A 14,647-nucleotide genomic window follows, 5' to 3' on the forward strand; every position below is an offset into this window, starting at 1 on the left:
TTTTACATGAATTCAATTTTGAAAGGTGGCATTTTGGTTGCCCTGGGCGCTTCCTGCTATGGTTTACTCACCACTTTTGTCAAACTGGCTTATGAAGAGCATTATACGGTTTATGAAGTTACTTTTTCTCAGATCCTCATCGGTTTCGTTGCCTTAATGATTTTGAATCTTTTTCTAAAAAAGAAAAAACCACCCATCACAGATCCGAAGTTGAGGCGTAAAACTATTTTCTACCTCATCCTCGCCGGAACGTCTCTGGGCTTCACCAGTATATTTTATTACCTGGCTATACAATATATTACCGTGTCTGTAGGTATCGTTTTACTCATGCAAAGCGTATGGATAGGAGTTGTTCTGGACAGCATCATCAACAAGATAAAACCCACTAAAATCAAAATCATTTCTGTGGTTCTTATCTTGATAGGAACCGTTCTCGCTGCAGATTTATTGATCGAGGAACAACAGGTAAGTCTGGCAGGTATCGGCTTTGGGATCTTGGCCGCCTTGTCCTACACCATCACAATTATGACTTCCAATAGCGTTGGTACGCAATACCACCCTATCACCAGAAGCAAATGGATGATGCTGGGCGGGCTCATCGTTGTTTCCGTGATTACTTTACCAGAACTTATCGAGTATATGGATTTTGGTATTTTCATGCTTTGGGGACCTGTTTTAGCCTTGTTTGGCACCATTCTGCCTCCCTTGTTTTTTACAGCAGGCATGCCCAAAATAAACGTTGGCCTGGGCGCTATCATCTCTTCCATAGAACTTCCGGTAGCGGTGCTGATGGGCTACTTTGTTCTGCATGAAGATCAAAATATTTATAAGTGGGTTGGAATACTTCTGATTTTGTCCTCGATAGTCCTTATGAACTTAAAGAAAGTTCAGAAAGAGCCGTTATAAGTCAACATCTACTCCGCTATAATTCCTTTTGAAGTTAGCAGCGGCAATGCTTTGATGTCTTTAGATTTCAAGCTGTATTTAGGAAATTTGAAATCCTTGTGCATCAGTTTCCCGTTAAGAAAATAAGTGACCTGAAATATATTATCGACTTCCAGCACATCCTCGTGAAGAAATTCAAGCTTAGCGATAGATTTAGCTGGTAAGACTTCTAATTTTTTTCTGAGTACAGAAGTGGTTTTTGTTTTGCTTTCCCCTTTAGACACCACCAAAACGGTTTCTAAAGCTTCAGTAGTATCATTGACGAGGTATATGGTCCACTCTTCCACTTTGAAGATTGAATTATACTCAAAAGCGGCAACCACGTAAACATGTTCAACTTCTGGAATATGGTTATCGATGTCTTTTTTCATGATATATAGTGTGTAAAAGTGGTTATAGTAAAGTTGTCTCGACTGCCACCCTCAGTGTTGAGGACAAGCTTCTACTATTGACTTTTTTGTGTAATTAACTCGTTTTTAGATACTTATTTTCCCTTGAGGGAAATGCCGATAGGCAAAGGGTGTTAACGCGAAATGAACTTCATTCTACTAAACACCCTCCTCTCCCGATAGCTATCGGGACTCCTTTAAGGGAGGAAGCTAAGTCGTAGTTTAGATTAAAATTATAGCTTTATCCTCACATTCCATTAAATGAAATCCTAAAATTTCCAGAGACTCGATATGACATTTTATTCAAGGCTTCGACTCCAGTTTAACCTGAATTTGTCAAAAGGACTAATCAGTCTATTTTAAGCATTGAAAAAAATTACTTCACGCGAACCTGCCTTCGTGCCATTGGCAGGCAGGCCTGCCTTTGTGTCACTTGAACAGACAGGGTTCGCAAAGAGAAAACGAAAAGCGACGCAAATTGTTGATAAGCATCGATTTATAAATTCACGGCCTTTGCGAAAAGCTTAGCGGTCTTGGCGTGAAAAACTTATGTAACATACTGAGAATAGATTATTTATAACTTGTAGGTGAAAACATAATAGATACTGATTAGTTACATCAGTTTTAGTTAAAATGTAGATTTAAACTGCTCAAGAAAACGAATATCATTTTCGTAAAACATACGAATGTCTCCAATTTGATACAACAACATGGCTATGCGTTCTATGCCCATACCAAAAGCAAAACCGCTGTATTCTTTCGGGTCGATATTACAATTTCTTAACACATTGGGATCTACCATACCACAGCCCATAATTTCCAGCCAGCCTGTTCCTTTAGTAATTCTATAGTCCGTTTCTGTTTCGAGACCCCAGTAAATATCCACTTCTGCACTTGGCTCTGTAAAGGGGAAATAAGAAGGTCTTAATCTGATTTTTGACTTTCCAAATAGCTCTTTGGTGAAATAAATCAAAGTTTGTTTCAGGTCTTTAAAGGACACCTCTTTATCGATGTACAAACCTTCCACCTGATGAAAAATACAATGAGATCGCGATGAAATATCTTCATTCCTGAAGACTCTCCCGGGAGAAATCGTCCGGATGGGTGGCGTGTTGTTTTCCATATAGCGTACCTGTACACTAGAGGTATGCGTTCTCAACAAGATATCCTTAGGATCGGTTTGGATAAAAAAGGTATCCTGCATATCTCTTGCCGGATGGTATTCCGGCAAATTTAAGGCAGTGAAATTATGCCAGTCATCTTCGATTTCTGGACCTTCAGAAACATTGAAGCCAATGTTGGAAAAGATTTCTGTAATTCTGTTTTTGACTAAAGAGATAGGATGTCTTGCTCCAATTTGTAAAGGTTCTCCAGGTCTGGTGAGGTCGCCGTAAATACCTTTATCCTCTATATTGGAAGCGATTTCCAGTTTTAGCTGATCAACTTTTTCCTGAGCTGAAATCTTTAACTGATTGATGGTCTTACCAAATTCTTTTTTTTGTTCATTAGGTACATTTTTGAATTCTGCAAAAAACGCATTAAGAATTCCTTTTTTCCCTAAATACTGTATCCTGAATTGCTCAACATCTTCAGCATTATCTGCTGTAAAGCGTTCAACCTCATCGATATATCCCTTTATCTTATCTATCATGGCATTTGGTAAAATGAATTGGCAAATTTAGAAAAAATAGACTGTTTCCAACTTAGAAAATCTATTATTTAAATAGTACTGCTTACTCGATGTACTCTCGCTTTAAAAAGTAGCTCACCAGAGCTTCTTTCATCAGGACGGTTTGTTCGCCGGCTTTAAGCGCTGGCAGCTTAGAGGTGTTCGTAAAATGGGGCCAGCCCTCTTCATCGATAAAGTCAAATTCATAAAATCCGTAAGGCTCCAAAAGTGTACATATGGCGATGTGCATCAAATTGATCTTGTCATCTTTTTTGAACTTAGCCTGTGGCTTCCCAAGTTCCTGTACGCCTACCATATAAATAATGGCATCCAGTTCCATTTGCTCTCCATCTGCAAATTGATTGGACAGCTTATTTTGAAGGCTTTCCCAGCGTGTTTTAAGTAACTCATCTCTCATGCTACAAAGGTACTCGCTTTAACCGAATTGATTATATTTGACAACATGAATGTAATAGATATTATTCTTGGGGTTTTACTCCTGCTCGGTTTTATAAGGGGATTTCAAAAGGGATTCATCATAGAACTAGCAGGGATTGTCGCCTTACTGGCAGGCATATTTGGCGGTCTTGAATACGGCTATATCGCTGAAGGTTATCTTGAAAAATGGACCGACTGGTCGCCCTCAGGTATTGAGATTGCCAGCTTTTTTATTGTGTTTATCGGCATAGTTATTTTGGTTTCAGTCATTGCCAAAATCTTAACGACCATCGTACACAGCATAGCTCTGGGCTTGATCAACCGAATTTTCGGAGCTCTGTTTGGCGTCATCAAAACCGGACTTTTTATTTTTATTTTGCTTCTTATTTTCGATTACGTCAATGGTGATGGCAGATTTGTTTCAGAAACAAAATTAGAGGATTCTGTGGTGGTTACCACCATTCGAGAATTGAGCTCCACACTGCTTCCCTCTTTAGAAGAGTTGCTGGATGAAAGTGAGCTTTTGAACGGAAACGAAGAGGCATAAAAAAACCCTCAAACAAAATTTGAGGGTTGGAACTTAAATAATAAATAAAGTGATTAAGAAAGCAATTCTACTTCACCTGTTTGAAGGGAATACACCCCTCCTACTATTTTGATTTCTCCTTTTTCTTCCATGCTTTTTAAGATTGGGCTTTTTTCTCTTACCCTGTCCATAGTCAGTTCTACGTTCTTTTGAACTACCTTATGTACAAAATCTTTATTAGAAGAATCTCTTTTTCCATCGGTCTTTACAGCTTCTACTGCTGGTTTGATATTGCTTAGCAAATGAGTGATATTACCCAATTCAACGCCATCGCAGGCAGCACTTACTGCTCCGCAACTTTCGTGACCTAGTACAAAAACGAGCTTACTCCCAGCTACTTTACAGGCATATTCCATGCTGCCCAGTATGTCTGTGTTTTCAAAATTACCTGCAACTCTGGCTACAAATATATCACCGATTCCCTGATCCAGGACTGTCTCTACAGGCACTCTACTATCTACACAAGATAAAACCACAGCTTTTGGATATTGACCACCAGTTGCGCTTACTTTCATAGCGTTATAATCCCTTGAATGGAAATCTTCTGAAGTAAATCGCTTATTACCTTCCATAAGGTCTTTTAATACCTCGTCTGGCGTTAAAGCTTCCTGTTCTTGTTTTGTTATTATCTTTTTAAGCATGATTAGTTGTATTTTGAATTTATATTGAAAAATTTACTGTATTCCTTCGGATTTTCAAATTCTCCGAGTTCTGATATGATGTTGATATTGATATTTCTGTTTTCCGCTTTGATAGCAAAGTCTTCAAGAATTTCTAAGACATCATAGTCTAAATATTTAGACTTTCTAATATCAATGGTAAGGTTAGAATTTTCTGAAATATCATTTAATGTTTTAAGAATAGCTCCCTTATTGAAAAAAGTTACTTCTTCAGCGAAGGTCATTTTAATCGATTTTTTTACGCCTTCTTTTTCTTCAATGTGAAGGAAGTGAGAGTTTTTTAAACTGTTGTATAAAACTGTAAGCAAACCAGAAACCAGTCCTAGTCCGATACCGATAAGTAAATCTCCAAAAACAATTCCAGCGACAGTAATAATAAAAGGTAGAAATTGAGCTTTACCTAATTTATAAGATTTGATGAAAAGTGAAGGCTTTGCTAATTTATATCCAACGATTAGTAAAACACCCGCCAATACAGCCAAAGGAATAAGATTGAGTAAATCTGGTATAAAGACTACAGCAAGCAATAGCCACAAGGCATGTAATATAGCCGACATTTTTGTTCGTCCTCCCGATTGTATATTGGCAGAACTCCTTACAATCACCTGAGTTACTGGCAGACCACCTATAAATCCGGAGACCATATTTCCAGTTCCCTGAGCAAGTAATTCCCGATTGGTAGGAGTTACTCGTTTTCGCGGGTCAAGTTTATCTGTTGCCTCTACACTGAGCAAAGTTTCTAAACTCGCTACTATGGCAATGGTGATCCCAACAATCCACACCTGACTAGAGGTAATGATTGAAAAATCCGGGAAGGTGAACTGACTTACAAAGTCAGAAAAATTATCTGGTACCGGAACGGTAACCAGGTTTGAATCTGATATTCCTAAAACACTTGAGTCATCTATAAAGAGTTTGTATAATACCCCTACAACTACTGCAACCAAAGGTCCCGGAATAATTTTGAAAATGCTGTGTTTTTTCTCAAGAACATTGGACCAAAGCATCATGATAGCAATACTGAGAATAGTAATTGTTAATGTGCCTAAAGAAAGCTGTTCCCAGCCTAAAATCACATTATCTAATAAGACTTCCAGGTTGTAATCAAAAAATCGGTAATCATCCGGCAATCCAAATGCCACTGAAAACTGTTTAAGAAAAATAATGATCCCTATTCCCGCCAGCATTCCTTTTATAACAGAAGAAGGAAAATAATAGCCTATGACTCCAGCTTTAAGAAAGCCTAAAAGGATTTGAATGACTCCACCAATAACGACGGCAACAAGAAAATACTCGTATTTTCCAAGGCTTGCAATAGCCCCTAACACAATAACTGCAAGTCCTGCAGCAGGACCACTTACACCCACAGAAGAACCACTAAGGGCCCCGACCACGATTCCTCCAACGATTCCTGCAATTAGTCCTGAAAAAAGTGGTGCTCCACTGGCTAAAGCAATACCCAGACATAAAGGTAGAGCTACAAAGAAAACAACTATACTAGCTGGTATGTCTTTATTTAAATGTTTAAACATAAAAATATTTGAAATGGTGCTTTTCATAAAAAAGCACTTAGATTTATAAATTGAAATTGAAATGATTAAATGAAATAATTCAATTTAAAATCTGGAGGGGGAGATACTATTTTCTGATAAATAGTTTTGTAGCTTAATGTGTAGTGTGGTAGAAATCTTGAATAGCTGGAATCTAAAGAACTAACAGCCTTGTCTGATTTATGAAAAAGATATTCGCTAAATGAGACACTATTTTCTTCTGAATTTTCTTCTTCATTTAAGTTTATAAAAAAAGAAACATCACCATTACCTTGTAAGGTCAGAATAGTAGGAGTTACCAAAAGATTGGTAAAAGAAAAAACAAGTATAAATAATTTTAATCTCATATATCAGGCAAATATATGGATTAATTGGTAACTCTTTCAATACCTCTTGTTATAATTCTTTAAAAGCTGATGTTTTGACCCAGCCCGAAGAACCATCAGAAAGTTTTATCTCAGTAAAATCTCTAAACGTTGACCCTAAGCTTACCTTTGTTCCTTTATTGAGTTCAAAGTTGATATCGCTTCTGGGATTAGGCTCCACGTAGGCAGGCAATTGATTTTCAAAAATGATAGCAAAGGACTGCTCTTGCTGAAGCTGATTTTGAAAGCGTCCTAAAAACAAACTCCCAACGGCAAAGACTAGAAAAGCAATGGCAAAAGAAAAGTTTCTCTGTTTGCCTTTCACTGTTGATGACCTGAAATAAAGTATAATTAATAAGCCAAAACCTACAGAAAAGCCAATACTTATCCAGGCCCAGGCATTTATATTCAGAGTACGGGTCATCAAGTGAACTACAGAATTTAGCTGATTCTCCGGAGCATCTACGACTTTGTCTATGGTTTGCGAATTGGCAATCTCTAAGTTTTCTTTTATGTCTGAATCGCCCGGACTATACTGAAGTGCCTTTTCGTAGTGGTAAATCGCATTGGCCAGATCATTTTGTTTGAAATACGCGTTTCCCAAGTTGAAATACAAGTCGGATGACACCAAGCCTTCTTCCAAAATAGTATTGTAAAGTTGAATCGCCTCCTCAAACTCATCATCTGCATAAGCAGAATTAGCTTTTTCAAAAGTACCTTCAGCTTGAGAAAAACCAACAGAACTGATTAAAAAAAATAATACGCAGGTATAAAATTTCATACTAAACTTCTTTATCAATTTCAGATATAACTTTTGCGGATTCTTTGTAATCGTTTTGCATGTCTTCTGTAACTGTTGGTGTATATCTTGCCAACTCACAACTTTCCAAAATCTTTAAAAAATTCTTGGAAGTCTCCTGTGAAACCCCTTTTTGTAAAAGCAGTGATTGTATTTTTTCTTTTTGCATATCCAAAGTTTGAATCTTCAACCTGGCTTTTATGTAGTTATGCAAAGCCCTCTCAAGAGACTCATAAAAAGCCTTGGAATCGCCTATGGTCTTTTTAGCTTCAGATAAATATTTTTTAGCCAGCTTGTTGGCTCTTTTTAACTGAAGCTGATTTTGATCGATATCTCTGTTTTTTACTTTCCCAAATATCAGCATAAAAGGAATACTTAAAAATGGGAGGAAAAATAAAGTCCAGTAGAGTGGCGATTGAAAAAACTGAGTTTGATCTTCTGCTTTCAAATTTGTTTTTAACTTAATGTAGTTAAAGTTGTTTTTTGAAGAAATAATATTTTGTGGATTACCAGAATCGCTTGGGGTAACATTTGCAGTTTCTTCCGGACGCTCCGGACCAGCGTTTACCTGTATGGTTATTGGGCTGGATTGTATCGTTTCATAGGAATTCGTCCTCGGGTTGAAATATGAAAATGATGTTGGCTGGATAACGTACTCCCCTTTAAACTCAGGTATAATAGTATATTTCTCTGATATGTCACCACGCATGCCAAGGCTTGTTGTTCTCACGTTTTCATTTCGTTCAGGGTCATAGACTTCAAAAGAAGAAGGCGTCTGGATTTTTGGTAAGTTGAATAACTTCAAATTTCCTTTTCCACTTACTTCTGAAGTTAGTTCAAGGGAAGTTTGAGCATCCAGTTCTTTTTTATTGGCTTTTAGTTCAAAATCAAATTCACCTACAGCGCCAGAAAAACCTGCTGGCTTACCTTCTTCAGGTAAAGGTTGCACGTCTATGGTTCTTGTGTTGGCAGAAAAGTTTTTCTCTGCCACATCATACATGCGTCTTCCAAAAAAGTCCCTTCTGTCTGTTGGCACTTCAACAGAAACAGCCAGAGACAAAGGCTCAATTTTGAGATCTCCTGTTTTTTGGGGATATAAAACGGTTTTACGAAGCTCCACATAGCGATAAGGCTGACCACCAAATTCACCTTCTTTAAGTTCAAGCTGTTCAATATCTATATTTTGACTCCAAAATCCTTCAAACTTAGGATCATCTAGAGGTCTCCAGTTTCTGATATTCACGGTTGGACTTAAAAACAATTTATAAACCACATAAATACCTTCATTGAGATAAGGCTGAGATTTGCTTACTTCTGCGATTAAATGTATGCCGTCACCAGCTTCGGCAACAGCCCTGGATTGATTTGGCGTATCTACGGCGGCTGTTACTTCTATCTGGATAGGTGAGGTTTTATACACTTGTCCATCCACGGTGATTTCAGCTTGCCCAATAGTGAACTCACCTCTGCGTTCTGGCTGAAAAAAATAGGTAAATGTTTTTTGAAACGTACTTTTTCCATTCACCCAGGATTGAGAAATTTTTTGGGATGGACCTCCAATTTTTGTAAAACCATCAAAACTTGGTGGCATAAAATTGTCACCATTAGCATTTACTATAAACTCAACCTTCAACCGTTCGTTGATACCAAGCTTAGACCTGCTTGCTTCGGCAGTGAAACTCACTTGAGCAACTGAAGACCAGCCCAGCAGAAAAACCAATAAAAATGTCAATTGTTTCATTTTACCAGTCTTTTCCTGTTTTAGATTTTTGTCCTTTTGCTTTTTGAGCATTTAGCTTTTCTTGTACGTCTTTTTCCTGATTCTCAATGGCTTCTAGCAAACGCTGAATCTGTTGTGGAGAGATTTGTCCTTTCGTATTCTGAGGCTGCTGAGGCTGCTCCTGCTCTTTATCTCCGCCTTCACCTTCTTTCTCTTTTTCCTGTTTGTCTTTATTGCCCTTATCGTCTTTTTGATCTTCTTCATTTTCATTCTTATCGCCCTTGTCGTCTTCCTGATCTTTCTCCTTGTTGTCTTTATCTTTATCCTCGTTTTCTCCTTCGTCTTTGTTATCCTTGCTTTCGTCCTCGCTCTCGTCTTTGTTTTTATCCTTATTATCATCACCGTCCTTGTTCTCGTCGTTTTTCTCGTCTTTTAACTTGGACTTGGCGTAAGCAAGATTATAACGGGTTTCCTCGTCTGTAGGATTGTTTCTAAGGGCATCTTTATAGGCATCTACTGCCATTTGGTATTGCTCTTCTTCCATCAATACATTGCCTAAATTATGGTAGCTTTTATGTTTTAAGGATTTATCCTCTGTACTTTCTATAGATTCAACGAGTCTTAACCTTGCAGATTCGAGCTCGTTATTTTCTATATATAAATTTCCAAAGTTATAGCTGATGTCTGAGTTGTCTTTATCTATGGCTTTGGCCTGTCTTATCTTAGCTTCAGACCTAGGGAAGTCAAGGTCTTTGGAACTTGCTTCGGCCAGTAAAGCTTTCGCTTTTTTTGGAGCATTAGAAATGCTTTGGGCCTTAGCTACAATGGCAGTGCTCAAGCTTATCAAAACCGATAAAATAATAGTCTTAGTCGTCATCTTTCTTTCTTTCATTAAATAAATTCAATCGTCGTATCCAGGCTGTTTTTCTGTCCAGCAGGAGTATATCTATCAGTACCAAAAATATACCAAAACCTAAAACCCACTGATATTTACTCTTAAAATCTGCAAATTGTTTGGCTTCAAACTCAGTTTTTTCAATTTTTTGTAGTTCATTTAAGATTCCTTCAACAGCTTCAGAAGTACTTGTCCCATTTATATAAGCCCCATTTCCGATTTCCGCAATTCTTCTCAGGGTCTCCGTATCTTTCCTGGTGATTACCGTTTCTCCGGCATCATCTTTTAAATAAGATTGTATTCTGCCGTTTTGTTTAATAGGGATAGGGCCGCCACGCTCTGTCCCCACACCAATGGTAAATATTCTTATCCCTTCTTCTGAAGCTTGCTCTGCCATACCTTCAGCATTACTGTCATGATCTTCACCTTCAGATAGAATGACAAGAACTTTATTGGTTTGGTCATCATCGTTGTAATACGATCTGGCTAAATCTATAGCCTGAGAAATCGCCGTTCCCTGACTGGATACCATATCGGTATTCATGCTTTGCAAAAATGTCTTGGTGGTGGAGTAATCTGTAGTAATTGGAACCTGAGGAAATGCACTTCCTGCATAGCCAACCAGACCTACACGGTCTGACGCCAGATTGTTGATGATTTCGGTAATAATACGTTTGGATTTCTCGAGTCTGTTTGGTGCAATGTCTTCTGCCAGCATACTCTTGGAAACATCCAGAGCAAACACGATATCTACACCTTCCCGCTTTATCGTTTCTATCTTGGTGCCCAATTTCGGATTGACCAATGCCATCACAAAACAAGCAAAAGCAAGGGAAAGGATTATGAATTTCAGATTAGACTTAAAGCTGGATTGATCTGGAGCCAGTTTTTTAAACAGCTTGGTATCCGCAAATTTCTTTTGGGTTCTCTTTTTCCAGAACACATAACTTAGAAACAAAAGAAGTAGTACTGGTAAAACCAGAAATCCCCATACATATATTTGTTCTTCTAAAATCATTTATACAAAGCTTCTAAAAAGGGTGTGTTTCAGTAAAAATTCTAAAAACAATAAAGCCCCTGCCAAAAGGAGAAATATTCTAAACTTTTCATCGTAATTATAAAATTTAAACTCTTCAATTTCTGTTTTTTCCAGGTCATCGATTTCTTCATAAATCGATTGAAATTTTTCATTATCGGTAGCTCTAAAGTATTTACCCCCTGTGCTTTCTGCAATTGTTTTCAATAAGTTTTCGTCAATTTTTACTTCAATGTTTCTATACTCAAACTGGCCATTTGGTTGGATGCCCACTGGCGATAGAGCCATTCCATTGCTGCCAACACCAATGGTGTAGGTTTTGATATCATATTCGGTAGCGAGCTGTGTAGCCGTAATCGGGTCTATAAATCCTGCATTATTTTCTCCATCTGTCAATAAAATAATGACTTTGCTTTCTGCTTTGCTATCTTTTAGTTTATTGACAGAAGTAGCAAGTCCCATTCCTATCGCTGTTCCTCCTTCAATATTCTGCGTATATTCTAAATCATTTATTGCATTGATGATGATAGACTTATCACTGGTAAGCGGGGTTTTGGTATAGCTTTCTCCAGCATAAATTACAAGGCCTATTCTGTCATTTGGTCTTCCTTCCACAAAATTATTGGCAACATTTTTAAGAGCTTCCAGACGGTTGGGTTCCAGGTCTCTTGCCAGCATACTTGCAGAAATATCTACCGCCATAACGATATCGATACCTTCCGTCTTTTTTACTTTGGTCGTAACGTCCACCGTTCTTGGCCTTGCCATGGCAATAGTCAAAAGAACAAGCGCTAACATTTTGAGAATGAATAAAAGCGGTCGAAGCTGAGCCAGGGTACTTTTATCAAAGCCCTGGGTGCTGGATATTTTAAGCGTTGCTGTTTGTTTACTGCGTTTTTTCCAATACCAGAATATCGCTAACGGAATAGCCAGCAACAGCCAGAACCAGCTCGGATTTTCAAACGTAAAGTTTTCAAACATCATTGTTCTATCGTTTTAAATTCCACAGCATTCAATATACGATTGGCGATTTTCTCACCATATTCATCATCAGCATCGTGAAAAATGACGATCTGTTGAAAACCTCCCCGACCAAAATTCACAATTTGATATTCTTTCTTAATGTCTTTTTTAGTAATAGGATTTTCTATGGAAAAGCTTCCAAATACCTTCTTACCTTTCACCCCTCCCAGCGTTTCAAACTCTTCTGCTTTGGTAATGATGTTATAAGCTCCCCGTTCTTCCAGGTTATTATAAATCCCGTCTACAATAGCATTCAAATCTATGTCTTGAGCATCTTTAAATCGAACTTGGTTTAGCTTAACATACAAGCTTTGGTATAGCGTTCCAAAACCATAGGTTTCTTTGGCTTTTACATTTTCGGAAATGCTTTCCGGAAGCTCAAATTCACCTCTTACCAATACTTCTGGTGTAGTCATGCTCACAGGTGGTACGCCGTAATCGCTGGTAATCCAATCGCCTTCCAGCAGTTCTTTGGAAGGATTTCCTAAAATATTATCTTTCACGTACTCGAAGCCTTTAGTGGCCACGACAGCAGTCGCTGTAACGAAAATCAATACCAACCCAAGTATAACCCCGACGATCCATTTTTGTTTCTTTCGTTTTTTGGCCAAAGTCTTTTGAAAAGCTTCATCCTTTTTCTTCTCTTCTTCTGTAATTTGTGGAATGGCACTTTGGACGTGTTTTAAAAACTTTTCAATCTGTTTTCTGTTTGATTTTAAAGTCAGTAAATCAGGTTTAATATTGGCGAATTTAGCAAGGTCTGCCCTTTTTAAAATCTTTTCATACTCAGCAATCATATCCTCTTTGAGAGCCAATTTTTTCTTTTCCTTTTTGAATTTTAATTCAGAAATAAGTTCGCTGGTAGTATATTCCAAAGCTCTTATCTCCAACTTTTCCTCGAGGTATCTTCTGGAAATATAGGTGAGTTCTGTAATGTAGTCTTTAAAATTTCTATTTTCTAAAGTAGAAGATTTGTCCAACTCTTTCAAAGACAGCATCGCCTGTTCATAGGGAGGAATTCTACGCCTGGCTTCGTCTCTTTTTTTCTTCAATTTGAAAATCAAGAAAGCTATAACTGCTAAAATTGCAATAATAGCGAGAGTCCACCAAAACCAGGATGGCACAGCAAAAGGCTTGTTTACGCCTATGGAGGGCTTGATAGGATATAGCTTTTGATTGGCCGTATCCAGTACCACATCATTAACCCTTACTTTGAGTGTATCGGTATAAAAAGCTTTATCATTGATTTTCACAAGTTGAGGCGGAACTGAATAGGTTCCAGAATCAAACTGAGTTAATTTGTAAAGTTTGGTGAGTGTGAAGGTTTTGGCCTGTGGATTTAAAGTGTCAATTTTATAGGCTTCCACCATTTCTAAAGGAACAAAGGTCTGGTCTTTAGGAAAAACGACCAGATCTTCATTCGTTACCTCATTCACCTTGATCTCATATTCTATTTGCTCACCAATCTGGATGCTATCCTTATCGGTTTTGTAACTCACTTCCTGAGAATACGCATAGCCACAAACCAAAAACAACATCAAAAACAAAGGGAATTTTGATGTGAAGTCAATGCTATAACTAAGTAATTTTCTCTTCATATACTTTTATCTGGATTTAAAATATCCTAGTAGTTTTACTACATAATTTTGATCTACACGGGTACTCAAAAATCCTGAACCACTCAGTTTAAAAGACCTTTGAAAATAATCTACTCTATCTCTATAATGCTTGGTGTATGTCTTTCTTGTGGACCCACTGGAGGTGTTCACCCACATCGCCTGCCCGGTTTCTGCATCTTTCATTTGCACCATGCCCAGGTTGGGTAGTTCTTCCTCACGTTCATCGTAAATTCTGATACCTGTGACATCATGCTTTTGACCCAGAATCTTCAGGGTATGCTCATAATCGTCTGTCAAAAAATCGGACATTACAAACACAATCGCCTTTTTCTTCATCATATCGATAAGGTACCTGAAGGCTTTGGAAAGATTGGTCGTTTTGTGTGAGGGTTTAAATTCTATCAATTCTCTGATGATCCTCAACACATGCGTTCGCCCTTTTTTTGGGGGAATATAAAGTTCGATTTGATCGGAAAACAACATCAATCCAATCTTATCATTATTTTTAGTCGCAGAAAAAGCAAGTGTTGCCGCCATTTCTGTAATAATATCTTTTTTAAAGGTTTCCCGAGTTCCAAAGGCTGTCGATTCGGAGATATCCACAAGCAGCATCATCGTCAGTTCGCGTTCTTCTTCAAATACTTTTACGAAGGGCTCGTTGTATCTCGCTGTCACATTCCAGTCTATGGACCTGACGTCATCTCCAAATTGATAAGCACGCACCTCGCTAAAAGTCATTCCCCGACCTTTAAACTTAGAATGGTATTCTCCACCAAACACGTGGTCGCTCAAACGCCGTGTTTTGATTTCGATTTTTCTTACCTTTTTTAAAAGTGATTTGGTATCCATAGAGTGTAAGTACTTGTCATTCGATTTAAAACTAAATCGCAAAAGCATTATCTAAAAGCTTAAAAGCTTGTTCTGGTTCTAGTC

14 protein-coding genes are annotated in these 14,647 nt (G+C 37.9%); 2 read left to right on the forward strand and 12 right to left on the reverse strand.

The features are described from left to right. Positions 1-6 precede the first annotated feature (6 nt). Positions 7-906: an EamA family transporter gene (locus LB450_RS11375; protein WP_224488802.1), complete on the forward strand. Its 900-nt coding sequence runs from the start codon at positions 7-9 to the stop codon at positions 904-906. Between the two features lie 8 nt (positions 907-914). On the opposite strand, the gene LB450_RS11380 is transcribed toward LB450_RS11375, so the two are convergent. From LB450_RS11380 to LB450_RS11390, 3 genes are all read right to left on the reverse strand, one after another. Continuing rightward, positions 915-1,316 (reverse strand): hypothetical protein, encoded by a 402-nt coding sequence (locus LB450_RS11380; protein ID WP_224488804.1) that lies wholly within the window; start codon positions 1,314-1,316, stop codon positions 915-917. Positions 1,317-1,962: 646 nt separating this feature from the next. Continuing rightward, positions 1,963-2,985, reverse strand: coding sequence for a phenylalanine--tRNA ligase subunit alpha (gene pheS, locus LB450_RS11385; protein ID WP_224488805.1), 1,023 nt, complete (start codon positions 2,983-2,985; stop codon positions 1,963-1,965). Positions 2,986-3,067: 82 nt separating this feature from the next. Beyond that, on the reverse strand, positions 3,068-3,421 hold the full coding sequence (locus tag LB450_RS11390) for a hypothetical protein (protein ID WP_224488807.1): 354 nt from the start codon (positions 3,419-3,421) through the stop codon (positions 3,068-3,070). Positions 3,422-3,466: 45 nt separating this feature from the next. On the opposite strand from LB450_RS11390, the gene LB450_RS11395 reads away from it, so the two are divergent. After that, on the forward strand, positions 3,467-3,988 hold the full coding sequence (locus LB450_RS11395) for a CvpA family protein (protein ID WP_224488809.1): 522 nt from the start codon (positions 3,467-3,469) through the stop codon (positions 3,986-3,988). A gap of 53 nt (positions 3,989-4,041) precedes the next feature. Here LB450_RS11395 and LB450_RS11400 read toward each other — a convergent pair whose 3' ends face one another. The 9 genes from LB450_RS11400 to LB450_RS11440 form a co-directional block, all read right to left on the reverse strand. Further along, a complete protein-coding gene (locus tag LB450_RS11400; RefSeq protein WP_224488811.1) occupies positions 4,042-4,668 on the reverse strand; it encodes a carbonic anhydrase family protein in 627 nt (208 codons plus the stop codon). Between the two features lie 2 nt (positions 4,669-4,670). Continuing rightward, positions 4,671-6,239, reverse strand: a complete 1,569-nt coding sequence (locus LB450_RS11405) for a SulP family inorganic anion transporter (RefSeq protein ID WP_224488813.1) — start codon at positions 6,237-6,239, stop codon at positions 4,671-4,673. Positions 6,240-6,653: 414 nt separating this feature from the next. After that, complete coding sequence (locus LB450_RS11410; RefSeq protein WP_224488815.1) at positions 6,654-7,403, reverse strand: tetratricopeptide repeat protein; 750 nt, start codon at positions 7,401-7,403, stop codon at positions 6,654-6,656. A gap of 1 nt (position 7,404) precedes the next feature. Continuing rightward, the gene (locus tag LB450_RS11415; protein ID WP_224488817.1) at positions 7,405-9,162 is read right to left on the reverse strand and encodes a BatD family protein; all 1,758 of its coding nucleotides are present in this window, start codon (positions 9,160-9,162) and stop codon (positions 7,405-7,407) included. A 1-nt stretch (position 9,163) separates the two neighbouring features. Continuing rightward, positions 9,164-10,033, reverse strand: a complete 870-nt coding sequence (locus LB450_RS11420) for a tetratricopeptide repeat protein (protein WP_224488819.1) — start codon at positions 10,031-10,033, stop codon at positions 9,164-9,166. After that, positions 10,008-11,054, reverse strand: coding sequence for a VWA domain-containing protein (locus LB450_RS11425; protein WP_224488821.1), 1,047 nt, complete (start codon positions 11,052-11,054; stop codon positions 10,008-10,010). Before LB450_RS11425 ends, LB450_RS11420 begins: the two co-directional genes overlap by 26 nt. Then, positions 11,055-12,053, reverse strand: coding sequence for a vWA domain-containing protein (locus tag LB450_RS11430; RefSeq protein WP_224489093.1), 999 nt, complete (start codon positions 12,051-12,053; stop codon positions 11,055-11,057). Next, positions 12,053-13,693: a hypothetical protein gene (locus LB450_RS11435; RefSeq protein WP_224488823.1), complete on the reverse strand. Its 1,641-nt coding sequence runs from the start codon at positions 13,691-13,693 to the stop codon at positions 12,053-12,055. Before LB450_RS11435 ends, LB450_RS11430 begins: the two co-directional genes overlap by 1 nt. A 6-nt stretch (positions 13,694-13,699) precedes the next feature. Beyond that, entirely contained in the window at positions 13,700-14,563 is an 864-nt protein-coding gene (locus LB450_RS11440; protein WP_224488825.1) for a DUF58 domain-containing protein, read from the reverse strand. Positions 14,564-14,647: the final 84 nt, after the last annotated feature.

The organism is Psychroflexus curvus, assembly GCF_020164585.1.
GTDB classification, from domain to species: Bacteria; Bacteroidota; Bacteroidia; order Flavobacteriales; family Flavobacteriaceae; genus Psychroflexus; species Psychroflexus curvus.